Annotated in this window: 23 protein-coding genes and 1 other annotated feature; of the genes, 21 read left to right on the top strand and 2 right to left on the bottom strand. The window is 52.3% G+C overall.

Features of this window, described 5'->3' with window-relative positions; genetic code table 11:
• Positions 1-3: 3 nt before the first annotated feature.
• The 12 genes from uvrC to sufU all read left to right on the top strand — a co-directional run bounded on the left by uvrC (position 4) and on the right by sufU (position 10,485).
• Positions 4-1,830 (top strand): excinuclease ABC subunit UvrC, encoded by a 1,827-nt coding sequence (gene uvrC, locus ACE418_RS00475; RefSeq protein ID WP_416448636.1) that lies wholly within the window; start codon positions 4-6, stop codon positions 1,828-1,830.
• Between the two features lie 36 nt (positions 1,831-1,866).
• Positions 1,867-2,520 (top strand): RsiV family protein, encoded by a 654-nt coding sequence (locus ACE418_RS00480; RefSeq protein WP_416448637.1) that lies wholly within the window; start codon positions 1,867-1,869, stop codon positions 2,518-2,520.
• A 106-nt stretch (positions 2,521-2,626) separates the two neighbouring features.
• Positions 2,627-2,788: a rubredoxin gene (gene rd / locus ACE418_RS00485; protein WP_298590966.1), complete on the top strand. Its 162-nt coding sequence runs from the start codon at positions 2,627-2,629 to the stop codon at positions 2,786-2,788.
• A 200-nt stretch (positions 2,789-2,988) separates the two neighbouring features.
• A complete protein-coding gene (locus ACE418_RS00490) occupies positions 2,989-3,384 on the top strand; it encodes a hypothetical protein (RefSeq protein WP_416448638.1) in 396 nt (131 codons plus the stop codon).
• 72 nt (positions 3,385-3,456) lie between these two features.
• Positions 3,457-3,597, top strand: a complete 141-nt coding sequence (scfA, locus tag ACE418_RS00495; RefSeq protein WP_014017076.1) for a six-cysteine ranthipeptide SCIFF — start codon at positions 3,457-3,459, stop codon at positions 3,595-3,597.
• Between the two features lie 69 nt (positions 3,598-3,666).
• Positions 3,667-5,100 carry a thioether cross-link-forming SCIFF peptide maturase gene (scfB, locus tag ACE418_RS00500; RefSeq protein WP_416448639.1) on the top strand — a complete coding sequence of 478 codons (1,434 nt, stop codon included), beginning with the start codon at positions 3,667-3,669 and terminating at the stop codon, positions 5,098-5,100.
• Positions 5,093-5,299 carry a hypothetical protein gene (locus ACE418_RS00505; protein ID WP_416448640.1) on the top strand — a complete coding sequence of 69 codons (207 nt, stop codon included), beginning with the start codon at positions 5,093-5,095 and terminating at the stop codon, positions 5,297-5,299. Before scfB ends, ACE418_RS00505 begins: the two co-directional genes overlap by 8 nt.
• A 165-nt stretch (positions 5,300-5,464) precedes the next feature.
• Complete coding sequence (gene sufC / locus ACE418_RS00510; protein ID WP_298590960.1) at positions 5,465-6,202, top strand: Fe-S cluster assembly ATPase SufC; 738 nt, start codon at positions 5,465-5,467, stop codon at positions 6,200-6,202.
• A gap of 131 nt (positions 6,203-6,333) precedes the next feature.
• Positions 6,334-7,698 (top strand): Fe-S cluster assembly protein SufB, encoded by a 1,365-nt coding sequence (sufB, locus tag ACE418_RS00515; protein WP_416448689.1) that lies wholly within the window; start codon positions 6,334-6,336, stop codon positions 7,696-7,698.
• 15 nt (positions 7,699-7,713) lie between these two features.
• Positions 7,714-8,850: a SufB/SufD family protein gene (locus tag ACE418_RS00520; RefSeq protein ID WP_416448641.1), complete on the top strand. Its 1,137-nt coding sequence runs from the start codon at positions 7,714-7,716 to the stop codon at positions 8,848-8,850.
• Entirely contained in the window at positions 8,813-10,033 is a 1,221-nt protein-coding gene (locus ACE418_RS00525; protein WP_416448642.1) for an aminotransferase class V-fold PLP-dependent enzyme, read from the top strand. The genes ACE418_RS00520 and ACE418_RS00525 overlap by 38 nt, the downstream gene beginning before the upstream one ends.
• A gap of 14 nt (positions 10,034-10,047) precedes the next feature.
• Entirely contained in the window at positions 10,048-10,485 is a 438-nt protein-coding gene (gene sufU, locus ACE418_RS00530) for a Fe-S cluster assembly sulfur transfer protein SufU (RefSeq protein WP_020310466.1), read from the top strand.
• Between the two features lie 362 nt (positions 10,486-10,847).
• On the opposite strand, the gene lgt is transcribed toward sufU, so the two are convergent.
• Positions 10,848-11,636, bottom strand: coding sequence for a prolipoprotein diacylglyceryl transferase (gene lgt, locus ACE418_RS00535; protein WP_416448643.1), 789 nt, complete (start codon positions 11,634-11,636; stop codon positions 10,848-10,850).
• A gap of 126 nt (positions 11,637-11,762) precedes the next feature.
• Here lgt and ACE418_RS00540 point away from each other — a divergent pair, with 126 nt between their 5' ends.
• From ACE418_RS00540 to ACE418_RS00580, 9 genes are all read left to right on the top strand, one after another.
• Positions 11,763-13,517 (top strand): glycosyl hydrolase family 18 protein, encoded by a 1,755-nt coding sequence (locus ACE418_RS00540; protein ID WP_416448644.1) that lies wholly within the window; start codon positions 11,763-11,765, stop codon positions 13,515-13,517.
• Between the two features lie 87 nt (positions 13,518-13,604).
• A complete protein-coding gene (gene leuS / locus ACE418_RS00545) occupies positions 13,605-16,085 on the top strand; it encodes a leucine--tRNA ligase (RefSeq protein WP_416448645.1) in 2,481 nt (826 codons plus the stop codon).
• A gap of 259 nt (positions 16,086-16,344) precedes the next feature.
• Complete coding sequence (locus tag ACE418_RS00550) at positions 16,345-16,959, top strand: NUDIX hydrolase (protein WP_416448646.1); 615 nt, start codon at positions 16,345-16,347, stop codon at positions 16,957-16,959.
• A 349-nt stretch (positions 16,960-17,308) separates the two neighbouring features.
• Positions 17,309-18,460 carry an acyl-CoA dehydrogenase gene (locus ACE418_RS00555; protein ID WP_416448647.1) on the top strand — a complete coding sequence of 384 codons (1,152 nt, stop codon included), beginning with the start codon at positions 17,309-17,311 and terminating at the stop codon, positions 18,458-18,460.
• Between the two features lie 73 nt (positions 18,461-18,533).
• A complete protein-coding gene (locus tag ACE418_RS00560) occupies positions 18,534-19,346 on the top strand; it encodes an electron transfer flavoprotein subunit beta/FixA family protein (RefSeq protein WP_292260351.1) in 813 nt (270 codons plus the stop codon).
• 20 nt (positions 19,347-19,366) lie between these two features.
• Positions 19,367-20,383: an electron transfer flavoprotein subunit alpha/FixB family protein gene (locus ACE418_RS00565; RefSeq protein ID WP_292260348.1), complete on the top strand. Its 1,017-nt coding sequence runs from the start codon at positions 19,367-19,369 to the stop codon at positions 20,381-20,383.
• Between the two features lie 336 nt (positions 20,384-20,719).
• Positions 20,720-20,939 (top strand) — a binding site (T-box leader).
• A 35-nt stretch (positions 20,940-20,974) separates the two neighbouring features.
• Positions 20,975-22,882: a threonine--tRNA ligase gene (gene thrS / locus ACE418_RS00570; protein WP_416448648.1), complete on the top strand. Its 1,908-nt coding sequence runs from the start codon at positions 20,975-20,977 to the stop codon at positions 22,880-22,882.
• Positions 22,883-23,033: 151 nt separating this feature from the next.
• Positions 23,034-23,897: a ribosome biogenesis GTPase YlqF gene (gene ylqF / locus ACE418_RS00575; RefSeq protein ID WP_416448649.1), complete on the top strand. Its 864-nt coding sequence runs from the start codon at positions 23,034-23,036 to the stop codon at positions 23,895-23,897.
• A gap of 2 nt (positions 23,898-23,899) precedes the next feature.
• Positions 23,900-24,688: a ribonuclease HII gene (locus tag ACE418_RS00580; protein ID WP_416448650.1), complete on the top strand. Its 789-nt coding sequence runs from the start codon at positions 23,900-23,902 to the stop codon at positions 24,686-24,688.
• Here the strand turns inward: ACE418_RS00580 and ACE418_RS00585 are convergent.
• Positions 24,680-25,633, bottom strand: a complete 954-nt coding sequence (locus ACE418_RS00585) for a magnesium transporter CorA family protein (protein ID WP_298590507.1) — start codon at positions 25,631-25,633, stop codon at positions 24,680-24,682. The genes ACE418_RS00580 and ACE418_RS00585 overlap by 9 nt on opposite strands.
• Between the last annotated feature and the right edge of the window lie 58 nt (positions 25,634-25,691).

Below are 25,691 nucleotides of genomic sequence, written 5' to 3' on the forward strand. Positions count from 1 at the left end.
CCTATGGCCGTCAGCGATGCCGTCCGGGAAAAGGTACGCAATCTGCCGACTCAGCCTGGCGTCTATCTCTGGAAGGATGAAAAGGGCAAGATCATCTATGTCGGCAAAGCCGTCAACCTGCGCAACCGCGTGACCAGCTATGTCCGCCACGATGCCAATAGGGCGCCGAAAGTCGCGGCCATGGTCAGCCATGCCGTCGATTTGGAGACGATTGTCGTCGCTACGGAAATGGAAGCCCTGATCCTGGAAAATACGCTTATCAAGAAGTATCATCCTCATTACAATATTATGCTCCGCGATGACAAGACCTATCCCTATATCAAGGTCACCATCCAGGAGGATTATCCGCGCATCTTCATGACCCGCCGTGTAAGCCGCGACGGGGCCCGCTATTTCGGTCCCTTTGCCGATTCGACAGCCGTCCACCGCGTCTTGAAGCTTATGCAGCGGGCCTACCATATCCGCTCGTGCCGGATTATGCCGACAGACCGGCCTTGTCTGCAATATCACCTGCATCACTGTGATGCGCCGTGTGTCCATTATATTACCAAAGTCGATTACGGCGCGCTGGTCCGCCAGGCTCTGGATATCCTGGAAGGCCGGGACAGTGGCGTTTCCAAGTCGCTGCAGCAGAAGATGGAAGCGGCGGCGGAAGCCATGGAATTTGAAAAGGCCGCCATGTACCGCGACCAGCTCAAGGCCATTGCCGTCATCCAGGAACAGCAGAATATCGTCAATACGGCTGGTGGCGATATGGATGTCATCGGCCTGGCCCGTCAGGCCGGGCAGACTTGTGTCCAGATTTATACGGTCCGTATGGGCAGGCTCATGGGACGGGAAACATTCTCCCTGGACAACAGTAGTGATGAAGAGGTGCCGTCCCTGATGGAAGCCGTCGTCGACCAGTATTACAGCGACGGTACCTTTATTCCCACCGAAATCGTCGTCCCGGCACTGGCAGATAGAGAAGGCTGTGAGCGCCGCCTGAGCCAGCAAAAGGGGAAGAAAGTCGATATCGTCATCCCTCAGCGGGGGACGAAGAAACAGCTCCTGGACATGGCTGCTGAAAATGCAGCCGGCCTGTTGGAACAAAAGCGCCTGCAATGGCAGCACGATGTGGACAAGACGACAGGCGCCGTCGAAGGGCTGGCACGTATCCTCAACCTGCCCTGCCTGCCGGAACGGATGGAATGTTTCGATATTTCCCATACCCAGGGTATCGAGACCGTCGCTTCCATGGTCGTCTTCGAACACGGCCAGCCGGCTAAGAAGGAGTACCGCCGCTTCAAGTTGAAGACCGTCCAGGGCAAGCCCGATGACTTCAAGTCCATGGCAGAAATCATGGAACGGCGCTATGGTGAAAAAGACTGGCCCGTACCGGACCTGATCATCATCGACGGCGGCAAGGGACAGCTCCATGCGGCCCTGCCGGTCATCCGCCAGGCAGGCTGCGAAGCACCGGTCATCAGCCTGGCCAAGCGCATCGAAGAAGTTTTCGTCGAAGGGCGCAGCGATTCCATCATCCTCAGCCATCACACGCCGGAACTGCAGCTCTTGCAGGCCATCCGCGACGAAGCCCACCGCTTTGCCATTACCTATCACCGCCACTTGCGGGGCAAGCGCAGCCTCGTGTCCATCCTGGACCACGTCGAAGGTATCGGCCCCAAGCGGCGCAAGGCTTTATGGACGGCTTTCAAGACCTTGGCCGATATGAAGGCCGCTTCTATCGACGAACTGGCCGCCGTGCCGGGCATGAATCGTCAGGTTGCAGAAAATGTCTATTATTTCTTCCGCCTGGGAACGGATGAAAAGAGGAAAATGACCCAATGAATGTGATATAATAGAAAAAATGAAAGAGGAGGGATTATGATGATGAAAAAGAAAGTCCTCACCGTTTTATGCGGCGCCTGGCTCATGGGGGCCGCCGCCATGGCCGCTTCGCCGGCTGTCATCCAGGATGCGCCGAAAGCCGTGTATACCCATAGCGATGGCAGTGTCCTCAGTATCCAGTACCCGGCCATTACCATGACGAATAATGCCGGAGCGGCCCAGCTGATAGCGCAGTATTTTGCCGACGAACAGCAGCAGGCCAAGACCTTTTTCGACCAGCAGGGCGATAAGGGCGTCAAATTGACGGAAGAGAAAACCTATACCGTTACCTTGAACGACGGCAAGTATTTGTCCTTCCTCGATGAAGGCTATCTCTATTTCGACAGGGCTGCCCATCCGACGAGCTGGAAGACGGGCGTCGTCTTCGATATGGCGACGGGAAAGCGCATCACCAACTGGCGGGACCTGGTCAAACCGGGCGATGAAAAGTATTTCACCCTCAAGAAGATCACCAATAAACTGACCCTGAGCGGCCATGTCTTGTCGACATATTTCAATGGCCTGACCGAAGACCCGAAGAACTTCTACCTCGACAAGAGCCGCAATATCCACTTCGTCTTCGGCCAGTATGAAGTCGCACCGTATTCGTCGGGCATCATCGATATCAATATGGGCAGACAGGCAAAATAAGTCATAAAATAATCTTGCTTTTTTTGGCCCAATATGATATTATAAACGTGTCAAAAATAATTAATAAGAATTATTCGTTAATATGTCGATTCAGGAGGAAAAGAACATGGATAAGTATGAATGCAGCATTTGTGGTTACATTTATGACGAAGCTGAAGGCGATGCAGACAACGGTATCGCAGCAGGCACGAAATTCGCTGATCTCCCGGAAGATTGGGTATGTCCGACCTGCGGAGCTGACAAAGACTCCTTTGTAAAAATGGACTAATTAATGTTTGAGGTTTGAGGCGATAGCTTTAAATTTAAAACCATCCACTAACCACTAACAGCTAGCCACTAACAACTAAAAGGTCCTGTCGCGATGCGACAGGACCTTTTTATTGACAATCTCCCAGAAGCACGATACAATGATTACTGTTAGACATAAATATTCGTCATGTTTCACATGATTTTGCAGGGGGTGCTTCTGTGAATTTAAAATATGTCAAAGGCAGTTACATGGATGAAATCATGTTTGAAGGCCGGCCTGTCTTATTTACGCTTGATGGTCTCGATGAAGGCCATGACGAAGAAGCGCAGCAGTACGGTGAAGAGGTTTGGAACTGGGTTTTGGCGCACCGCTCCCGTGTCATCGCTCATGCGCCGCTGATTGCGAATTTCAAGAACAAGAAATGGCGTTCTGACGGCGAACCGGAAGTGACGGCAGAGGAGATCCGCAGTTATTTAAGTCGCATCACTTCGATTTATGCCACCTATAAGAAGGGCTTCGACGTATTCTTCGATACCAATGACGTATTTGACGAACGGTCCATCGTCATCAGCATGGGCAAGAATTTCTTCTTTGAAGGCTTTAAACTCTTATAATCCCTATCATATTGTAGAATCACCGAGAATATGGTAAAATAAGGAATAATCATTGATAGCGAGGTGAATATCATGGCAAAACACATCATTACGATCAATACAGAATCGATTCAGAAGACGGCACAGCACGCTGGCTGCAGCGAATGCCAGACGTCCTGCCAGTCCGCTTGCAAAACTTCTTGCACTGTTGGCAATCAGATCTGCACAAAATAAGTTACGTGAAGGAAAAGGGGCGTCGCTCGCGCGGCACCCCCTTCTTTTTGTATGGAGGAAACATTATTCATGGCTGAAATTAAACCAATGATTCATAAATACTGTCAGAATGGCACCTATATGCTCCTCGACGTCAACAGCGGCATCATCAACGTCATCGACAAGATGACCTACGATGTCCTCGATGTCTATGACGGTACGAATAAAGAGGCTGTCTATCAGGCTTTTGCCGGGACTTACGATAAAAAGGATTTAGACGAAACACTGGGCGAATTGGACGAACTCATCGAAAAGGAAATGCTCTTTGCGCCGATGACGGAAAACTTCAAGGTCGTTGCCGAAGAAGAACCGGTCATCAAATCGCTCTGCCTGAACATCGCCCACGATTGCAATTTGCGCTGTAAATACTGCTTTGCCTCCCAGGGCGATTACGATACGCACAAGCGCGAACTCATGAGTTTCGATGTAGCCAAACGCGCTGTCGACCTGCTCATCAAGAGCACCGAAGGCAAACGCCAGCACTGTGAAATCGACTTCTTCGGCGGCGAACCGCTGATGAATTTCGACGTCGTCAAACAGACCATCGAATATATCCGGGAACAGGAAAAGATCCACGATAAAGTCTTCAAGTTGTCCCTGACGACGAACGGCATGCTCCTCGACCCGGCCAAGGTCAAATATTTGACCGAAAACCATATCAGCCTCATCCTGAGCCTCGACGGCCGTCCGGAAGTCCACGACCGCATGCGCCCCGATGCCGGCGGCCACGGTTCGTATAAGACCTGTGCCAAGAACCTGGTCTATGCGGCGAAACACCGCAACGGCGAAGAATATTACGTCCGCGGAACGTATACAAAATACAACCTCGATTTCACCAAAGACGTAGAACACATGGCCGACCTCGGCTTTGAAGGCCTGTCTATGGAACCTGTCGTAGGCGACGACTTGTCCTATGCTATTACCGAAGAGGACCTGCCCCGCATTTATGAAGAATACGACCGCCTGACTGATTTTTACTTGAAACGCATGGATGAAGGCCGGCCGTTCATTTACTACCACTTCATCATGGACCTCTATCGCGGCCCTTGTATCGCCAAGCGCCTGCGCGGTTGTGGTGCCGGCCATGAATACATGTGTGTCGTCCCCAACGGCGATATCTATCCCTGTCATCAGTTCGTCGGCCAAGACGACTATGTCATCGGCAATGTCTATGACGGCGTGACCAATACGGTACTGCCGCCGCTCTTCCGCGACATGCACGTCCTCAACAAGCCCACCTGCTGCGACTGCTGGGCCAAGTTCTTCTGCAGCGGCGGCTGCCATGCCAATAACATCAAGTACGGCGGCGATATCCAGACGCCGTATGCACTGAGCTGCCAAATCCAGAAGAAGCGCATCGAATGTGCCATGTACATCCAGGCCGTCCTGGCTATGCGCGGTCAGAAAGCCCGCCTCTTCGGGGATCCGGAAGAAAATTGTGAAGGATGCGGCGCCTGTGAATAAGCTGACCAAGCTCATGAAGCTCAAGGTCTTCTTATGGATTGTCGTCTATGCCTATTTACTCTATGCCATCGTCGTCGACGGCCCGTCAGCCGGTCTCTTAGGCCTGCTGGCGGCAGCCATCGCCGTCTGTGTCATGCAGGTATGGATGCACAGCGAGGCCCGGGCCCGGTGGATGCATAATAAATTTGATAAAAAATAACCAGAAACGCTACTAAATAGGTTGACTTTGTGGCGTTTATGGAGTACATTAAGAACAGTCCAGTAAGTGTATCTAAATGGTACACTTTATCAATACAGAAATTCGCATTCTGCCCTGCCGTGCAGGGGAGAGGTGAAACGTATAACTTATGTAGGAGTGATACTGATGAGTGAATTATTAAGAGTAGAAGGCTTGCATATCGCTGTCGAAGGCAAAGAAATCCTCAAAGGCCTCGACCTGACGATCAACACAGGCGAAACACATGTCATCATGGGTTCCAACGGCGCCGGCAAATCGACGCTGTTCAATGCCATCATGGGCAACCCGAAATATGTCGTCACAGCCGGCAAGATCTTCTTTGAAGGCAAAGATATTACGGATGCTCCCGTCAATGAACGCGCCAAAGCGGGCATCTTCATGGCATTCCAGCAGCCCATCGCCGTCCAGGGCATTTCCGTCGAAAACTTCATCCGCAACGCCAAGAGCACCGTATCGGGCCAGCAGCAGCGCATCATGCCCTTCCGCAAGAAGCTCCACGCCCAGATGGAACAGCTGAAGATGGATAAGTCCTATGCCGAACGCTATGTCAACGATGGCTTCTCCGGCGGTGAACGCAAGAAGACGGAAATCCTTCAGATGTGCATGCTCGAACCGAAACTGACCATGCTCGATGAAATCGACTCGGGCCTCGACGTCGACGCCGTCCGTATCGTATCGGAAACGGTAGCCCAGTACCATAATGAAAACAATTCCATCCTGGTCATTACCCATCATAGTGAAATCTTGCAGCACTTGAAACCGGATTTCGTTCACATCCTCATCGACGGCAAGATCGTCAAGACCGGCGATGCATCGCTCATCCAGGCTATCGAAGCCAACGGCTACGACGCATACAAAGGATAGTAGGAGGTACAGCTATGGCTGATAATAAAGAAAAGCTGGTCGATCAGGAAAAAGAAAAACTGGTCGAACAGAAGGAAGAAAAAATCGCTGAAGAACGCCAGAAGATCGATACCTTCGCCGACTTCGGCAACATGTATAATTTTAAGAAAGATTTTACCTATTCGTATAAGACCGATGCCGGCCTGACGGAAGACATCGTCCGTGAAATTTCGGAAAAGAAACATGAACCGCAATGGATGCTCGATTTCCGCCTCAAATCGCTGGATATCTTCAATCACATGGAATATCCCGACTGGGGCCCGGACATCAGCGAACTCGATATGGACAACATCGTCACTTATGTCCGCCCGAACGCACAGATGAAAGCCGACTGGAACGACGTACCTGACGATATCAAAGACACCTTCGACCGCCTGGGTATCCCGGAAGCCGAAAAGACATCCCTCGCCGGCGTCGGCGCCCAGTACGACTCGGAAGTCGTTTACCACAGCATCCAGGACGAACTGGTCCAGCAAGGCGTCGTCTATACCGACTTCGACACGGCTCTTGAAAAATATGAAGACATCGTCAAAGCCCATTTCATGAAGCTCGTCCCGCCGACGGACCACAAGTTCGCCGCCCTTCACGGTGCTGTCTGGTCGGGTGGTTCCTTCGTCTATGTACCGGCTGGCGTCGACGTTTCCATCCCGCTGCAGAGCTATTTCCGCCTCAATGCACCGGGCGCAGGCCAGTTCGAACATACCATGATCATCGTCGAAAAGGGTGCGAAAGTCCACTTCATCGAAGGCTGTTCCGCTCCGAAATACAATGTCGCCAACCTCCATGCCGGCTGCGTCGAATTGTTCATCGGCGACGATGCATCCTTGACCTATTCGACCATCGAAAACTGGTCCAAGAATATGTACAACCTCAACACCAAGCGGGCCATCGTCGGCAAGCACGGCACCATCAACTGGGTCACCGGTTCTTTCGGCTCCCATACGTCGTGCCTCTATCCGATGAGTATCCTCAATGGCGAAGGCGCACACTGCGAATTCACGGGCGTTACCTTTGCCGGCAAGGGCCAGTACCTCGATACGGGCTCCAAAGTCGTCCACAATGCACCGAATACGACGAGCAATATCAATTCTAAATCCATCAGTAAGAGCGGCGGCGTCTGCATCTATCGCGGCAGTGTCGTCATCAATCCGCCGGCAGACGGGGCGAAAGCCAACGTCAGCTGCGAATCGCTCATGCTCGATGAAGAATCGCAGTCCGATACGATTCCGGCTATCGTCGTCAAGAACGACAATATCGACCTCGGTCATGAAGCTTCCATCGGCCGTATTTCCGACGAAGCTATCTTCTACCTCATGAGCCGCGGCCTCAGCGAAGATGAAGCGCGGGCTATGCTCGTCCGGGGCTTCGTCGAACCGGTATCCAAGGCTTTGCCGCTGGAATATGCCGTTGAAATGAATAACCTGATCAATCTCGAACTCAAAGGTTCGTTGAAATAGGGGAGGAGGAACACCATGGCAGCAAAGACAGAAAAAATCCAGTATAACCAACTCCCGCGTCCGACCTTCCGCTGGATGAAGGTCAATCACCTGGAATTAGATCCCCTGAAAGCCCAGGCCGCTCCGGCTTATACGCCGGAAGAACGCCACGACGGCGAAGCCGCTGTAGCCTTTTATGAAGGCAATCAGGTGCCGGACCTCGGCGATTTCCAGGGTTCCAATGCGGAAGAACTCCAGAAAGCCTTGAACCAGGCCAATTCCGGCTGCGCCGTCAGCGTCGGCGAAAGCCAGAAAGGATCGGTCCATTTGAAATACAGCCTCAGCGAAGGCATGCCTCAGCTCACGGCACAGCTCAAGATTGAAGCCGCAGCTCACAGCGACTTGACGGTCTTCCTGGAATTTGATGGCGATGCTGAAGACGGCGCCGTCAACTTCCTGACCTACGTCAAGACCGGCGAAGGCGCCCATGTCAAAGTCAGCAAGGTCCAGCTCAACGGCGAAAACGTCCGCCACGTCGAACACCGTTATGGCGATGCCGGCAAGGAAAGCACCATCGACTATGTCAGTGCTGAATTAGGTGGCAAGGCAGCCATCGTCTACTACAAGACGGACCTCATGCAGGACGAAAGCAATTTCAACAGCCAGGCCATGTACCTCGGCCATGACGACCAGATTGTCGATTTCTCTTATTGGGTCCCGACACAGGGTATCAAGACCAATACGGACATCTTGACGACCGGCGCCCTCCTCGATACGTCGAAGAAGTTCTTCCGCGGTACCATTGATTTCCTTCGCGGCGGCAAGAAAGCAGTCGGTTCCGAATCGGATACGTGCATCCTGCTCAGCCCTAAGGTCCATTCCATTTCCGTGCCGCTCCTCCTCTGCAAAGAAGACGACGTCGTCGGGAATCACGCTTCCAGTGCCGGCCAGATTGATAAGGACAAGCTCTTTTATCTCATGAGCCGCGGCTTTAACGAAACCGGCGCCCAGCTGATCATCGTCGAATCGAATATCCGCCCGGTCATCGATGCCCTGGGTGATAAAGATTTAGAAAATAAAGCGCTCCAGGCTGTACGCGAAAAGATGCAGTTCTGCCGCAAGAAAGGTGATTGCCATGCTAAATGTACGCAAAGATTTCCCCATCTTGACTAAAGTCCATAATGGACATCAGATCGTTTACTTCGATAACGCTGCGACGACGCAGAAACCGTACCAGGTCATCCACGCCATCGTAGACCTCTTGGAACACCACAACGGCAATCCCCATCGCGGAGCCCACATCCTCAGCATCGAAGCCGGCGAATTATATGATGAAGCCCGCGAAGCAGTCCGCAAATTCATCAACGCCGCTTCGACGGAAGAAATCATCTTCGTCCGCAATACGACGGAAGCGCTGAACCTCGTAGCCCGCAGCTATGCAGAACCGCGTCTGAAAAAAGGCGATAAGATCGTCATCCCCATTTCAGAACACCATTCCGACCTGGTCACATGGCAGCGCGTCTGCCAGAAGACTGGCGCTGAACTCGTTTACATGTACCTTGACGAAGAAGGCCATTTCACAGAAGAAGACCTGGCTAAGATCGACGACAAGACGAAAATCGTCGCTTTTGCCGCTGTCAGTAACGTCTTCGGCATGAAGCGTCCGGTCAAGGAAATCGTCGCCAAAGCCCACTCTGTCGGAGCTATTGCCATCGTCGACGGTGCCCAGTCCGTACCGCACATGAAGACGGACGTCCAGGATATGGACTGCGATTTCTTCGCCTTCTCCGGCCACAAGATGTGCGGCTCGGCCAGCACGGGCGTCCTATATGGCAAGAAAGCCATCCTGGAAGACATGGAACCGTTCCTCCTCGGCGGCGACATGATCGAATACGTCAAGGAACAGTCGACGACGTTCAACGAACTGCCTTTCAAATTTGAAGCCGGCTCCCAGAACGTTGAAGGCGCCGTCGCCCTGCACGCCGCCATCGACTACTTGGAAGACCTGGGCATGGACAACATCGAAGCCCATGAAGCAGCCCTGACCCGCCACTGCCTGGAAGGGATGAAGAAAATCCCTCACATCCACATCATCGGCAGCACCGACCCGGCTGAAAAGACGGGCGTCATCACCTTTACCATCGACGGCGTCCATCCCCATGATGCTGCGACCATCCTGGACAGCTTCGGCATCGCCATCCGTTCAGGCCACCACTGCGCACAGCCGCTGGGGGCTCACCTGGGCGTAGAAGCCTCCAACCGCGCCAGCTTCTATATCTACAATACCTTGGAAGAAGTCGACTACTTCCTGGAAAAACTGCCCCTCGTCCGCAAGCAGATGGGCTTTAAAGATTAAGGAGATAGAAAGTCATGGAAAATATGAACGAATTGTATTCCGACATCATTTTGGAACACAATCAGTGTCAGGAAAATAAACATCCCCTGGAAGATGCTAACCTCAGCGAACACGGCCACAACCCGAGCTGCGGTGACGACATCACGCTTCAGGCCGACATCCAGGATGGCGTCATCAAAGACGCTGCCTATACCGGTCACGGCTGTGCTATCAGCCAGGCTTCGGCCGACATCATGATCGACCTCATCAAAGGCAAGACCGTCAAAGAAGCCCTGCGCCTGGTCGACCTCTTCCTGGATATGATCAAGCGGGAAGTCACCGACGACGATCAGCTGGAAGAACTGGAAGACGCCATCGCCCTGAAGAACATCTCCAACATGCCGGCTCGTGTAAAATGCGCCGTCCTGGCATGGCATACCCTGAAAGATGCTCTGGAACGGGAAGAAAAGTAGGAGATAGCGGCTAGCAGTTAGCAGTTAGCAGTTAGCCGTTCGTAGGGGCCGTCCCAACGGGCGGCCCGCCTGAATCTTTGTATACATAAAAGAGGCTGTCGCACGAAGGTTTCTGCCATCATGTGATGCCCCGTTTACTTTATAGTTTGTAGCACAGAGTTTGTAGTTTACAGAGAAAAGCTTTAAATTTAAACCCATCTGCTAACAACTAACAACTAGCCACTAACAACTTGAAAGGAGCTGTCGCGATGCGACAGCTCCTTTTTGAATATTAAGTTTGTAGTTTTTAATGAATGGTTTTAAATTTAAAGCCATTTTTACGGGGTTCTCACAGCGGCTTGCGGCCTGCGAACCACGAGCCACTAGCCACTGATTTTTTCATCCACATTCCCCTTGAACTGGAGGATGATGAAGGCGACCAGAGCGATGGCAAAGGCGATGACGCTGGTCATCTGAGCCGATTTCAAGCCCAGGGTCAGGTTGACGTAGTCGCCGCGGAGAAATTCCAGGAAGAAGCGTTCGACGGCGTAGAGCATGACGTACAGGCAGAAGACCTGGCCTTTCTTATGGGGAAAGCAGCTGTAGAGGAGCAGGGCGACGAAGACCAGGATGTCAATCTGGCCTTCCCAGACTTCGGCCGGCCACAAGGGCTGATTGCCATAGGTGTGATAAGCCAGGGTCGTGTCGGGATAGACGATGCCGAAATCGCCGCCAGTCGGATGGCCGAAGGCGTCGCCGTTCATGAGGTTGGCCATGCGGCCGATGGACTGGCCCAGGATGATGGCTGGTGCCAGGAGATCGGCAAAAGCCCAGGTATCGATATGATGGTACTTCGTGTACAAGATGCCGGCGACGGCGCCGAAGAGCAGGCCGCCCTGGATGGCCATGCCGCCCTGCCAGACATAGGGGATTTCCGTCAGATGGTTGTGGTAGTACGCCCAGTCAAAGAAAAAGACATCCCACAGACGGCCGCCGACGATGCCCGCCAAGCCGCAGTACATGGTGAAATCAAAAATGTGGACGTGCCAACCCCGGCCGTCGCGTTTCATGATATAGTAAGCCGTAATGCCGGCAGAGACGATGCCCAGCATGAATAACAGCCCATAAGCCCGGATCGGGAAGGAGCCGATAAAAAATAGATATTGATGCAATATAAAACACCCCTTTGTTGTGGTATAATGGAACAATGTGAACGGAACATGAAAAGGTTCACGGTTACCATAGAATTATACAGGATTGAGGACTTTTTTTCCAATCCTCGTGAGGAGCAAATGACGATGAAATACAACCATGTTATGCGGACGTCCTGCCTGGCCGCCTTGATCTGCCTGTCCCTGAGTGCTGTTTCCTGGGCCAATGGGCCGGCTGCGGACAGTGCCAAGGCGTCGGACCCGGCTTTCAATGTACCTACTGTAGCCAATCCTATTCCTGATGAAGCCATCAAAGATCTGGAAATCGTCGAAGACCAGGGGCGCTGGCTCGTCTCCGACAAGGCGCTGGAACAATACGGCATCCGTGAAGCCGACCATGCCAAGGGAACGTACTGGTTCCGCCTGCCGAAAGCACAGGACGGCTCGACAGATTGGCAGAATGAAAATGTCCAGCTGACATTGCCGGGCCGGGCTGTCAGCGGTGGCCGGACTATCAATATCCGGAATGTCCGCCGTCCCTTGGGCATCAGCTATGTCCTGGGCAACGGGACGACGGAAAAGAACGAACTCCTGCCGCCAGCCCAGCCCATCCATACCGTACCGGAACTCCGCCAGGTCCAGGATACAGCACCGGCAGCCGCTAAAGAAGGGAAGATGGGGACCGTCCTCTTTTGGGACCCTGTTATGAAGGAAGACGACAGCCTGCCGTCTTTGCAGACCCATCAGCCCGTCATGTCGCCCTGTGCCTTCCGCCTGACGGAAAATGGCGTCGAACTGCGCAACCCCGACTTCGATATGCTGGCTTCGACGTATACCAGCAAGGGATACGCTATGTGGCCTTTGATCGACAATAATTTCAACCCCAAGCTGACCCATCAGGTCCTGAGCAACAGCCGCCTCCAGGATACCATGGTCCGCCAGCTCGTCGGCTATGCCTTATTATATGATTTCAAAGGCTATAATATCGACTTTGAAAACGTCAATTACAGCGATAAAGATGCGCTGACTGCCTTTGTAGCCAAGCTTTCAGCGGCCTGCCATGCGTATGGCATCAAGCTTTCCATGGATGTCACGCCCGTTTCGGACAGCCCGAACTGGTCGCTTGTCTATGACCGGGCCGCCCTGGCACCGCATCTCGATTACCTCATGGTCATGGCTTATGACCAGTTCGGCCGGGCCAGCGCGACGGCGGGACCGGTAGCTTCCTATCCCTGGGTCGAACGGGCTGTACAGAATACGATCGACCTCGTACCGCCGTCGAAAGTCCTGCTGGGCATGCCCTTGTACATGCGCTTGTGGTATGAATCCAGCGATGGCCGCGATTTGCCGAAGAACATCCACGACTGGCCGGCTGTCGTCGGTGCGCCGCCGGCAAAGGGCGTGAAATACAGCGAAGCCAGGGAAGAAGCTGCGGAAGAAGCGGCCGGGCCGATGCAGGTCCAGGTTGTGACGGCGGAACAGGAAAATGCCCGCCGGGCCAAACAGCCGGTCATCATGCCTGTCGAACTCGATGGGGAAATGTATAAGCGCCGTGTCCTGCCGCGCCGCATCAAGACGGCACCGAAAGCCGTTGCGACAGCTCCTGCGCGCAAGAGCAGCGGCAAGAGCAAGCTCTTCGTCCGCACCCTGACCATGGCCGACAGCGAAGATATCCTCAAGGCTTATAAGGATTATGTCGTCTGGAACGATGACCTCCAGCTCTATTACCTGGAACTGCCGCTGACGACGGGGACCGTCAAGATCTGGTTTGAAGATGAAAAATCCCTGAAAGCCAAGGCCGGACTGGTCCAGACCTATGGCTTGGGCGGCGCTGCCTTCTGGCGCAAAGGCTTTGAACCGGCACATTTTTGGCAGCGTTTTGCAAAACATGAATTGACTTGATGACGCCCTGCCACTATAATAATACTCAAGACGCTGTAGTACAGACTGTCTGTATTTTGACTGGGGCAGGATAGGAGGCTCTCACAATTGGAAAAGTATATTCCACAGGAAATAGAAAAGAAATGGCAGCACGTATGGGAAGAAAGTAAATGCGACTGCTGCACCGAAGACAACGGCAAGCCGCCGTACTACGTATTGGAAATGTTCCCGTATCCGTCGGGTAACCTGCACATGGGTCATGTCCGCAATTACACGATTGGTGACGTCATTGCCCGTTATCGCCGCATGAACGGCTATAACGTCTTGCATCCTATGGGCTATGATGCTTTCGGTATGCCTGCAGAAAACGCAGCTATCAAGCACAATATCCCGCCTGCAGAATGGACATACAGCAATATCGCAAACATGACACGCCAGCAGAAGGCGCTGGGCCTGTCTTATGACTGGGACCGCGAAGTCGCTACGTGCCACGAAAAATATTATAAATGGACGCAGTGGATCTTTGAACTGCTCTACAAACGGGGGCTGGCTTACCGCAAGGAAGCCAAAGTCAACTGGTGCGAAAAATGCAACACCGTATTGGCCAACGAACAGGTCATCGAAGGCAAATGCTGGCGCTGCGACACACCGGTCGTCAAAAAGGACCTGAAACAGTGGTTCTTCAAGATCACCGACTATGCAGACCGCCTGCTCGACGATCTGAAACTCCTGCCGGGCTGGCCGGAACGCGTCAAGACCATGCAGAAGAACTGGATCGGCCGCAGTGAAGGCCTGGAATTCAGCTTCGACATTCCCAGCCTGAATGAAAAAGTCGCCGTCTATACGACGCGTCCTGACACGATTTACGGTGTCACTTTCGTCGTCCTGCCGCCGGAACATCCGCTGGTCCACAAGATTTTGGAAAACAATCCCAAGAAAGCCGAATTGGAAGCATTCTGCGAAAAAGTACGCAATACCAGCGATATCGAACGGACGAGCACGGAATCGGAAAAACTCGGTATGTACACGGGTATCGATTGCGTCCATCCGCTGACGGGTAAGAGTGTCCAGATCTGGATCACCAACTACGTCCTCTATGATTATGGGACCGGCGCCGTCATGGGCGTACCGACCGGTGACCAGCGTGACTGGATGTTCGCTACGAAATACAACATTCCGAAGATCATCACTTTGCAGCCGAAAGACCATGAACTGAAGCTGGAAGAAATGGATCATGCCTATGAAGACAAGGACGGCGTCCTGGTCAATGCCGGTCCTTTCACGGGCATGGAAATGCATAAAGCCATGAAAGCCATCATCGACTACATGGAAGAAAAGGGATTGGGGAAACGCCGCGTCAACTATCGTCTGCGCGACTGGCTCATTTCCCGTCAGCGCTATTGGGGCGCTCCTATCCCTATCATCTACTGCCCGAAATGCGGCGAACAGCTCGTACCGGAAGACCAGCTGCCGGTCAAACTGCCGGAAGACGTCAAGTTCACGGCTGGCGCCGTATCGCCGCTGGCTACGAGTGAACACTTCGTCCACTGCACGTGCCCGAAATGCGGCGGCCCGGCTACGCGTGAAACGGATACCATCGATACCTTCGTCTGCTCGTCGTGGTACTATCTCCGCTATACCGATGCCCGCGATGATGAAAAAGCCTGGGATCCGAAGAAGGCTAACCATTGGATGAATGTCGACCAGTATATCGGCGGCATCGAACATGCTATCCTGCACCTCATGTATTCTCGTTTCTTCATGAAGGTCTTCTATGATGCCGGCTTGGTCAACAATGTCGAACCCTTTGAACGCCTCTTGACACAGGGCATGGTTCTCCTCGACGGCAGCAAGATGAGTAAGTCTAAGGGCAATATCGTATCGCCGGAAGAAATCATCGCCAAATACGGCGCCGATACGGCCCGCCTCTTCATCCTCTTCGCCGCTCCGCCGGAACGCGACCTGGCCTGGTCCGACCAGGGTGTCGAAGGCTCTTACCGCTTCCTCAACCGCGTATGGCGCATCGTCCATCAGTTCCAGGATCTGGTCAAAGACGGCCTCGATGGGACGGACTACACGGAAGCTGAAAAAGAACTGCGCTTCCAGGAATACAAAGCCATTGCCAAGGTCACGGAAGACGTCCGCGGCACAGATGGCAACTACGGCCTCAACACGGCTGTTAGCTCGATCATGGAATACGTCAACGCCATGCATGCCTATGTCGGCGCTAACAAGACCATCCATAAAGCGGTCGCTTTGGAAGCCAATAAGAACCTGCTCAAGATTTTGGCTCCGTTCACACCACACATTACAGAAGAACTCTGGCAGATCTGCGGCTTTGAAGGCAGCGTCCATGCCCAGGATTGGCCGGAAGTCGATAAATCGGCCCTTGTCGTCGATGAAATCGAACTGCCTGTCCAGATTAATGGCAAAGTACGCGACCGCCTGACCGTAGCCGTCGACATCGACAAAGATGCCTTGCAGGAAAAAGTCCTGGCATTACCGCACATCCAGGAATTCATCGGCGATAAGAAAGTCGTCAAGTTCATCGTCGTACCGAAGAAAATCATCAATATCGTCATAAAATAAGTAGGGGCTCGCACGTGGCGAGCCCGCCGGCCGCAGTCCGTAGTTCGCAGTTCGCGGTTCTGCCTCTCCTGATAGGGGAGGTGGCCTGAAAGGCCGGAGAGGTTGGATTTCGCTATAAGCTAACAACTAGCCACTAGCCACTAACAGATACGGGCGCCCCACGTGGCGCCCCTACAGCAAAAGGAGCTGACGCAATGCGACAGCTCCTTTTACTTTGTACTTTCTGTAACGTAGTCTTTTCACTAGAAAGGAGCCTTATATGAAAGCATTTAAGCCATGGCCGGACCGCATCGTCCGCCAGAATACCTGTATGAACACGCGGGCTTGTGCTGTCTTAGTGCCGATTATTTACAAAGATGGGCAAGAACAGGCCGTGTTTGAAGTGCGCAGCAGCAAGCTGGGCTGGCAGCCTGGCGACGTCTGCTTCCCGGGCGGACGCATCGACGATGGCGACGACAGCGCCCTGGAAGCTGCCCTCCGTGAGACGAAGGAAGAACTCGGCGTCGACCCGTCCCATATCCACGTCTGGGGCCCCCTGGACTACATGGAATCGCCCGTAGGCGTCACGGTATGGCCCTTTGCTGCCTATATGGATACGGATGACTTCGTCCTCAGCCGTGGCGAAGTGGACCATACTTTTTCGGTCCCCCTGTCCTGGTTCGATGACCATGAACCGGAAATCGGCCGCGTCGAACTGGCTACCCGGCCGGCACCGGGCTTCCCCAAAGGCCTGGATATCTCCGGTCAGAAGGAATGGAAACAGCGCCGGACGTATAACGTCAAGATTTATACGTATGAAAATTATAAAATTTGGGGAATCACAGCACATATCCTTGACAACTTCCGGGGTATCCGTGCTATAATACAACAGTAAGCTTTCCTTAATATTTGTAACCATCATAGTTAGGTATACGTACAAAAAGCGCATACTGAAAAGCAAGGCGTACTCTGTCAAGAAGATTTTAATCTTTTTGTCTCCATTAGTACAAAAAAGTCTTGTTAAAGTTTTAGGATGAGAAAATGGAATAGTGATATTGTGTTTTATAGGCTTTTTGCTATTGATTTAACATGTGAAAAGTTGTACAATGCATTTGTAAGCACTGAGGCGGTGTGAATATATATCCAGACAGAATTTACTGCCCGGAAATGTATCGCCTCGATGTTCAGGTTTTTATCTTATGGCTTTACTAAACTAACTATACACTAAGGAGAGTGGAAACATCATGGATTTTAACTTAACAGATATTCAACAGGACTTCTTGAAACTCGCTCATGATTTTGGTGAAAAGAAATTAGCTCCGACCATTACGGAACGCGACCACAAAGGTATCTATGACAAAGACCTTATCAACGAACTGCTCAGCCTCGGTATTACCGGCGCTTACTTCGATGAAAAATACGGCGGTTCCGGCGATGACGGCGGCGACGTTTTGAGCTACATCCTCGCTGTTGAAGAATTGGCTAAATATGATGCTGGTGTTGCTATCACCTTGTCGGCAACGGTTTCCCTTTGCGCTAACCCGATTTGGCAGTTCGGCACTGAAGCTCAGAAAGAAAAATTCCTCGTTCCTTTGGTTGAAGGCTCCAAACTCGGTGCTTTCGGCTTGACCGAACCGAACGCTGGTACTGATGCTTCCGGCCAGCAGACTGTTGCTGTTAAGAACGACGACGGCACTTACACGCTGAACGGCTCCAAGATCTTCATCACCAACGGCGGCGCTGCTGATATCTACATCGTCTTCGCTATGACCGACAAGAGCAAAGGCAACCACGGCATTACAGCCTTCATCCTCGAAGACGGCATGCCTGGCTTCACCTTCGGCAAGAAAGAAGACAAAATGGGCATCCATACTTCGCAGACCATGGAACTCGTATTCCAGGACGTCAAAGTTCCGGCTGAAAACATGCTCGGCGAAGAAGGCAAAGGCTTCAAGATTGCTATGATGACCTTGGACGGCGGCCGTATTGGCGTTGCTGCTCAGGCTCTCGGCATTGCAGAAGCTGCTTTGGCAGATGCTGTTGAATACTCCAAACAGCGTGTACAGTTCGGCAAACCGCTCTGCAAATTCCAGTCCATTTCCTTCAAACTGGCTGACATGAAGATGCAGATCGAAGCTGCTCGTAACCTCGTTTACAAAGCTGCTTGCAAGAAACAGGAAGGCAAACCCTTCACGGTTGACGCAGCTATCGCAAAACGCGTTGCTTCTGACGTCGCTATGCGCGTAACGACTGAAGCAGTCCAGATCTTCGGCGGCTATGGCTACAGCGAAGAATATCCGGTTGCTCGTCACATGCGCGATGCTAAGATCACTCAGATCTACGAAGGCACGAACGAAGTTCAGCTCATGGTTACAGGCGGTGCTCTGTTAAGATAAGTGAAGTTTATGATGCAGGCTTGGCATCAGCCAAGCCTGTTACATAAAAAAAGATTTTAGGAGGCAAACGTAAATGGAAATATTGGTATGTGTCAAACAAGTTCCGGACACAGCAGAAGTTAAGATTGACCCCGTAAAACATACCGTCATTCGTGCTGGTGTTCCTAACATTTTTAACCCCTTCGACCAGAATGCTTTGGAAGCAGCTCTTCAGATGAAAGATGCTGACAAAGACGTAAAGATTACATTACTCTCGATGGGTCCTGATCAGGCAAAAGACGTTCTTCGTGAAGGCCTCGCAATGGGCGCTGACGATGCATATCTTCTGTCCGACCGCAAACTCGGTGGTTCCGATACGTTAGCTACGGGCTATGCTTTGGCACAGGCTATTAAGAAATTGGCTGCTGACAAAGGTATCGAACAGTTCGATATCATCCTTTGCGGCAAACAGGCTATCGACGGCGATACCGCTCAGGTTGGCCCGCAGATTGCTTGCGAACTCGGTATTCCTCAGATTACGTATGCCCGCGACATCAAAGTCGAAGGCAACAAAGTTACTGTTCAGCAGGAAAACGAAGAAGGCTACATCGTAACAGAAGCTAACTTCCCGGTATTGATTACCGCTGTTAAAGACTTGAACGAACCGCGTTTCCCGACCATTCGTGGCACGATGAAAGCAAAACGCCGCGAAATCCCGAACTTGGACGCTGCTGCCGTTGCAGCTGATGACGCTCAGATCGGTTTGTCTGGCTCTCCGACTAAAGTCCGCAAGATTTTCACACCGCCTCAGAGATCCGGTGGTCTCGTTCTCAAAGTTGAAGATGACAACGAACAGGCAATCGTCGACCAGGTTATGGAAAAACTGGTTGCCCAGAAAATCATTTAATCTAAGGAGGAACAGTGAAAATGGATTTAGCAGAATATAAAGGCATTTATGTAATTGCTGAACAGTTCGAAGGCAAATTACGTGATGTATCTTTCGAATTGTTGGGCCAGGCTCGTATCTTGGCTGACACCATCGGCGACGAAGTCGGTGCTATCCTCATTGGTAAAGACGTAAAACCGTTGGCTCAGGAACTCATCGCTCACGGTGCTCATAAAGTATACGTTTATGATGATCCCCAGCTCGAACATTACAATACGACGGCTTATGCAAAAGTCATTTGCGATTTCTTCCATGAAGAAAAACCGAACGTATTCCTCGTTGGCGCTACCAACATCGGCCGTGACCTCGGCCCGCGTGTTGCTAACTCCTTGAAGACCGGCCTCACCGCTGACTGCACGCAGCTCGGCGTTGACGACGACAAGAAGACCATCGTATGGACCCGTCCGGCTCTCGGCGGCAACATCATGGCTGAAATCATCTGCCCGGACAACCGTCCGCAGATGGGTACAGTTCGTCCGCATGTCTTCAAAAAACCGGAAGCAGATCCTTCTGCAACTGGCGAAGTTATCGAAAAGAAAGCTAACCTCTCCGATGCTGACTTCATGACCAAATTCGTCGAACTCATCAAATTGGGCGGCGAAGGCGTTAAAATCGAAGACGCTGACGTTATCGTTGCTGGCGGCCGTGGCATGAATGGTGAAGAACCGTTCAAGACCGGTATCCTCAAAGAATGCGCAGACGTCCTCGGCGGCGCTGTTGGTGCATCTCGTGCAGCTGTTGACGCTGGCTGGATCGACGCTCTCCATCAGGTTGGCCAGACTGGTAAAACTGTTGGTCCGAAGATTTACATTGCATGCGCTATTTCCGGTGCTATCCAGCACTTGGCAGGCATGACTGGTTCTGACTGCATCATCGCTATCAACAAAGACGAAGATGCTCCGATCTTCAAAGTCTGCGACTATGGTATCGTAGGCGATGTCTTCAAAGTTCTCCCGCTCCTCACAGAAGCTATCAAGAAACAGAAAGGCATTGCATAAGTTATCTAACCGTGCATAATAAAAAGGGATTGTCGTCTATGCGACAATCCCTTTTTTTTGCAATTAGCAGTTAGCAGTTAGGGGTTAGCCGTTAGTGTCTGACCGCTAACCCCTAACCCCTAACCCCTAACCCGTAGGGGTTCGCACGTGGCGAACCCGTTTCAGCATATGTGTGATTTCCTATTCAAGTTGCTAGAAGCATCATACAAATACCTGGCGGGTCGCCCACGGGCGCCCCTACAAACTCAAAAAGAGGCTGTCGCTTTAAGACAGCCTCTTTTCTCCCTTGACAACCCCAATTTCCTGCCGTATAATTTACGCATACATAGAGATATGTAATAAGCTTTGAAAAGGACAATACTTGCTAGTTCCTTTATTCCAGAGAGAGGCACGATGGTGCGAGCGCCTTATAGAGTCTAACAAGTTACCGCCTTGGAGCTGAATCTCCGAACGGAGTAGGGGATTCCGGCCGCCCCGTTATCGCGCTTGAGTACATCGGATGTTTCTTTCCGGTGAACTAGGGTGGAACCACGTGAGTTATGCTCTCGTCCCTTGAGGACGAGAGCTTTTTTATTAAGGAGGATGTTTGTAATGGCAGAATTAGTGTTAAAAGACGGAAGCAAAAAACAGTTTCCCGATGGCATCTCTCTTGCCGAAGCTGTCAAACAGCTCAGCAACAGTCTTGCAAAGAAAGTTTTAGTCGCAAAGGTCAATGGTGAAGTCACGGACCTCCGTGAAGCCATCGTCGACGGTTCGACCGTTGAATTCCTCACCTTTGCAGATCAGGAAGGGAAAGATACGCTTCGCCATACAGCATCTCATGTCATGGCTCAGGCTATCCAGCACCTCTTCCCGGGCGTTAAATTCGCTATTGGCCCGTCTATTGAAAATGGCTTTTACTATGACCTCGATACGGAACACCGTTTCACACAGGAAGACTTTGCCGCTATTGAAGCTGAAATGGCTAAGATCGTCAAAGAAAACCTTCCCATCACTAAGGAAGTCGTTTCCCGTGCCGATGCGTTGAAACTCTTCAAAGACGCTGGCCAGGATTATAAAGTAGAACTCATTGAAGACCTTCCGGAAGATGCTGTCATCTCCCTTTATCGCCAGGGCGATTTCGTCGACCTCTGTGCCGGCCCGCACTGCGCTTCGACCGGTGCCGTCAAGGCCTTCAAGCTGCGTACGGTTGCCGGGGCTTACTGGCGCGGCGATGAACACAACAAGATGCTCCAGCGTATTTACGGTACCGCTTTTGAAAAGAAATCGGAACTCGATGAATACTTGAAGATGATGGAAGAAGCTGAAAAGCGCGACCATCGTAAATTGGGCAAACAGCTCGATCTGTTCAGCTTCCACGAAGAAGGTCCTGGCTTCCCGTTCTTCCATCCCAAGGGAATGATTTTGCGCAACAACCTGCTCAAATTCTGGCATGAACTTCATGACGAAGCTGATTATGATGAAATCATGACCCCGATGATCCTCAACCGTCATCTCTGGGAACAGTCGGGCCACTGGGATCACTATCGCGACAACATGTACTTCACCACGATTGATGACCAGCCCTATGCCATCAAACCGATGAACTGCCCGGGCGGCATCCTGGTCTATAAGAGCAACGTCCACAGCTACCGCGATTTCCCGATGCGTATGGCTGAACTCGGCCTGGTCCATCGTCATGAACTCCACGGGGCCCTCCACGGTCTGTTCCGTGTCCGCTGCTTCACTCAGGACGATGCGCACATCTTCATGCTGCCGAGCCAGATGAAAGAAGAAATTTCCGGAGTCATGGACCTCTTCGACAAAGCCTATAAACAGTTCGGACTGGAATACCACGTCGAATTGTCTACCCGCCCGGAAGATTCCATGGGTTCCGACGAAATCTGGGAACTGGCTACCAAGACCCTGCATGATGTCATCGAAGAACGCCACATCCCGTACGTCATCAACGAAGGCGACGGCGCATTCTACGGTCCGAAACTGGACTTCCACCTGAAAGACTCCATCGGCCGTACCTGGCAGTGTGGTACGATCCAGCTCGACATGCTCATGCCGGAACGCTTCGACATGACTTACATTGGCGAAGATGGCCAGAAACATCGCCCGGTCATGGTCCATCGTGCCTGCTTCGGCAGTATCGAACGCTTCCTGGGCATCATCACCGAAAACTATGCCGGTGCTTTCCCGGTATGGCTGGCTCCGGTACAGATCAAGTTCCTGCCGATTTCCGACAAACACCTGGCTTACTGCAAAGACCTGGCTAAGAAGTTCAAGAAATTGGGCATCCGCGTCGAAGTCGATGAAAGCAGTGAAAAGATCGGTTACAAGATCCGCAAGGCACAGATGGAAAAAGTACCGTACATGGCTGTCGTCGGCGATAAAGAAATGGAAAACGGCACCCTCGGCCTGCGTGACCGCTCCAAAGGCGATTTAGGTGCCAAACCGATCGACGAAGTCGTCGCCCACATCCAGAAACTTACCGAAACAAGAGAAGGTTAATATATCGTTCATTGTTTATCGTTCATCGTTCATCGCGATGAAGCGTTATTTCTAGAGCCCATACGAAAAACGATGAACGACCTACGACGAACGTAAAAAAGGGGCTGTCTTAATGTGACAGCCCCTTTTTTTATTACAAAGGAGATTCACTATGATAATCAACTGGTATCCCGGCCATATGGCCAAGGCTAAGCGCCTGATTCAGGAAAATCTCAAGGTCATCGATGTCGTCATCGAGCTCGTCGATGCCCGCATCCCTATGAGCAGTACCAATCCTATGATCAAGTCCCTCATCGGCGATAAGCCGTCCATCGTCGTCCTCAACAAGGCCGACCTGGCCGACCCGGCTATCCTCGACGAATGGGTCGCTCATTACAAACAACAGGGCCGCAAGGTCATGGCCCTGAACAGCAAAGGCGGCAAGGGCGTGAAACAGCTCATTTCCCTGGTCCGTTCCCTGGCTGCGCCGAAGCTGGCCCGCTGGAAGGCACGGGGCCTCAAGAACCGTGCCGTCCGCACCATGATCCTGGGTATCCCCAACGTCGGCAAATCGACGCTCATCAACAAGTTGTCCCGCCGCAGTGCCGCCAAGACCGCGGACAAGCCTGGCGAAACCAAGGGCAAGCAGTGGGTCCACATCGGCGACCAGCTCGACCTGTTGGATACGCCCGGTGTCTTGTGGCCGAAACTGGAAAATCAGGTCAGCGCCTACCGCCTGGCCGCTACCGGGGCTATTTCCGATACGGTCTTCGACATGGAAACGGTCATCATGCAGCTCATCGAACAGCTGTCGGCCCAGTACCCGGATGAATTGAAGGCCCGCTATAAACTGGAAGCCCTCTGTGAAAAGCCGATGGATACGATCGAAGCCATCGGCCGCAAGCGGGGCTGTATCGTTTCCGGCGGCGTCGTCGACCTGGAAAAGACGTATAAGCTCATCCTCAAAGAATTCCGCGAAGGCAAGATCGGCGCCATTTCCCTGGACCGGCTGGGCGAATGGGAAGGGGAGGACTGACCATGGACATCGAGAAACTCCGCGTCGCCGACCTCAAGGCCCGCCTGGCTGCTGGCGGTGACGTCCAGGACCTCCTGGCAGCCATGAAAGAAGACGGCCGCGTGTCAGTACGCAAACTAGCCGCCGCCTATATGCGCCAGAAAATCCGGGAAGAAGCCGAACGGGAACGGGTCCTGCACCTGTACGCCCAGGAAACGGCTTATTATAACGAAGGGCTGTACCACGTGGCCGGCATCGATGAAGCCGGCCGCGGTCCGGCTGCCGGCCCGGTCATGGTAGCCGCCGTCATCCTGCCTCCGTATTGGGAATGTCCCGGCCTCAATGACAGCAAAAAAGTCCCGCCAGCCAAGCGGGACGTACTCTACGATAAGATCATGGCCGAAGCCGTCGCCGTATCCTGCGTGGCCAAGTCGGAAAAGGAAATCGACGAACTCGATATTTACCACGCTACCATGCAGGGCATGTACGACGCCGTGCATGGCCTGGCCGTGCCGGCTGAAGCTGTCCTGGTCGATGCCATGCCGCTCCGGGCCCTGGCCGTACCTCATAAGTCCCTGGTCCACGGCGATGCCCTGAGTGCGTCCATCGCCGCGGCTTCGATCATCGCCAAAGTCACGCGTGACCGCCTCATGGTCGAATACGACAAAAAATATCCCCAGTACGGCTTTGCCGTACACAAGGGATATTTGACGAAAATGCATATGGAAGCGTTGCAGAAATACGGGCCCTGTCCTATTCACCGCCGTTCTTTCGAACCGATAAAGAGCATGGTGAAGGGCCTTTCAGAATAAATCTTTCCGCCAGAGCATGATGACAGCGACAATGGTACAGAACATGGCGATGCCTACGACATAGTAGAAGCCGGCTGTCGTGTCCTGGAAGGGGACGGGGACGTTGATGCCCCACAGACTGAAGATGATCGTCGGGACGGCCAGCATGATCGTAATGGAGGCCAGGAATTTCATGACCAGGTTCAGGTTGTTGGAAATGATGGACGCAAAGGTATCGGACATATTCATGAGGATATTGGAATACATCTCGACCATTTCGATAGCCTGCTTGTTCTCGATGATGACATCTTCCAGGAGGTCTTCGTCTTCTTCATACATCTTGATGAGATGGTGGAGCGACGTATTGCGGCGCAGGCGCATGAGCCGTTCCATGACGATGCCGTTGCTGCGCAGGGCCGACGTGAAGTACGTCAAGGATTTCTGTAACTCCAGGAGCAGGAAGAATTCCTTGTTGCGCATAGAATGGCGCAGGATTTCTTCGATGTCATCGGTCCGGCGGTTGATCTGCATTAAGTAGCGCAGGAACAGCGTCGCCGAACGGTACAGGATCTGGAATAAGAAACGCGTCTTCTTGAAAGTATAGAACAGGGGGTACTTGTTCTCCGTAAAGGCGCGCATGACTTCTGTTTCTTGAATACAGAGGGTGATGATGAAGTCCGGTGTAATGAAAATGCCCAGCGGCAGGGTGTCATAACTGTCCGTTTCCAGGATGATCGGGATGTTGATGACGACGAAGATGTAGTTGTCTTCGATTTCGACGTGGGAACGTTCTTCCGTGTCCAAGGCGGTTTTCAGCACATCAGTGGGGATTTCCGTGACCATGGATACGAGCTGTAAATCTTCGGAATCGGGATTTACGACGTGGATCCATGAACCTTTTTCAGCCGATGCCAAGGAAATATTGTCTTCCAGATGGCCGTTGCTGTGTTTATAAACTTGAATCATTACGGTACTCTCCCTTTCTGCAGAATGAGGGCCTTCAAACCCAAATTCTAATATAATC

The organism is Megasphaera jansseni (genome assembly GCF_047974155.1).
Lineage (GTDB): Bacteria > Bacillota > Negativicutes > Veillonellales > Megasphaeraceae > Megasphaera.

Excerpts from the sequence above, each read along its gene's own strand:
- uvrC (WP_416448636.1), top strand. The coding sequence starts at position 4 with ATGGCCGTCAGCGATGCCGTCCGGGAAAAGGTACGCAATCTGCCGACT.
- ACE418_RS00480 (WP_416448637.1), top strand. The coding sequence starts at position 1,867 with ATGATGATGAAAAAGAAAGTCCTCACCGTTTTATGCGGCGCCTGGCTC.
- rd (WP_298590966.1), top strand. The coding sequence starts at position 2,627 with ATGGATAAGTATGAATGCAGCATTTGTGGTTACATTTATGACGAAGCT.
- scfA (WP_014017076.1), top strand. The coding sequence starts at position 3,457 with ATGGCAAAACACATCATTACGATCAATACAGAATCGATTCAGAAGACG.
- scfB (WP_416448639.1), top strand. The coding sequence starts at position 3,667 with ATGGCTGAAATTAAACCAATGATTCATAAATACTGTCAGAATGGCACC.
- sufC (WP_298590960.1), top strand. The coding sequence starts at position 5,465 with ATGAGTGAATTATTAAGAGTAGAAGGCTTGCATATCGCTGTCGAAGGC.
- sufB (WP_416448689.1), top strand. The coding sequence starts at position 6,334 with ATGTATAATTTTAAGAAAGATTTTACCTATTCGTATAAGACCGATGCC.
- ACE418_RS00520 (WP_416448641.1), top strand. The coding sequence starts at position 7,714 with ATGGCAGCAAAGACAGAAAAAATCCAGTATAACCAACTCCCGCGTCCG.
- ACE418_RS00525 (WP_416448642.1), top strand. The coding sequence starts at position 8,813 with ATGCTAAATGTACGCAAAGATTTCCCCATCTTGACTAAAGTCCATAAT.
- sufU (WP_020310466.1), top strand. The coding sequence starts at position 10,048 with ATGGAAAATATGAACGAATTGTATTCCGACATCATTTTGGAACACAAT.
- ACE418_RS00540 (WP_416448644.1), top strand. The coding sequence starts at position 11,763 with ATGAAATACAACCATGTTATGCGGACGTCCTGCCTGGCCGCCTTGATC.
- ACE418_RS00550 (WP_416448646.1), top strand. The coding sequence starts at position 16,345 with ATGAAAGCATTTAAGCCATGGCCGGACCGCATCGTCCGCCAGAATACC.
- ACE418_RS00555 (WP_416448647.1), top strand. The coding sequence starts at position 17,309 with ATGGATTTTAACTTAACAGATATTCAACAGGACTTCTTGAAACTCGCT.
- ACE418_RS00560 (WP_292260351.1), top strand. The coding sequence starts at position 18,534 with ATGGAAATATTGGTATGTGTCAAACAAGTTCCGGACACAGCAGAAGTT.
- ACE418_RS00565 (WP_292260348.1), top strand. The coding sequence starts at position 19,367 with ATGGATTTAGCAGAATATAAAGGCATTTATGTAATTGCTGAACAGTTC.
- thrS (WP_416448648.1), top strand. The coding sequence starts at position 20,975 with ATGGCAGAATTAGTGTTAAAAGACGGAAGCAAAAAACAGTTTCCCGAT.
- ylqF (WP_416448649.1), top strand. The coding sequence starts at position 23,034 with ATGATAATCAACTGGTATCCCGGCCATATGGCCAAGGCTAAGCGCCTG.
- ACE418_RS00580 (WP_416448650.1), top strand. The coding sequence starts at position 23,900 with ATGGACATCGAGAAACTCCGCGTCGCCGACCTCAAGGCCCGCCTGGCT.
- ACE418_RS00585 (WP_298590507.1), bottom strand. The coding sequence starts at position 25,633 with ATGATTCAAGTTTATAAACACAGCAACGGCCATCTGGAAGACAATATT.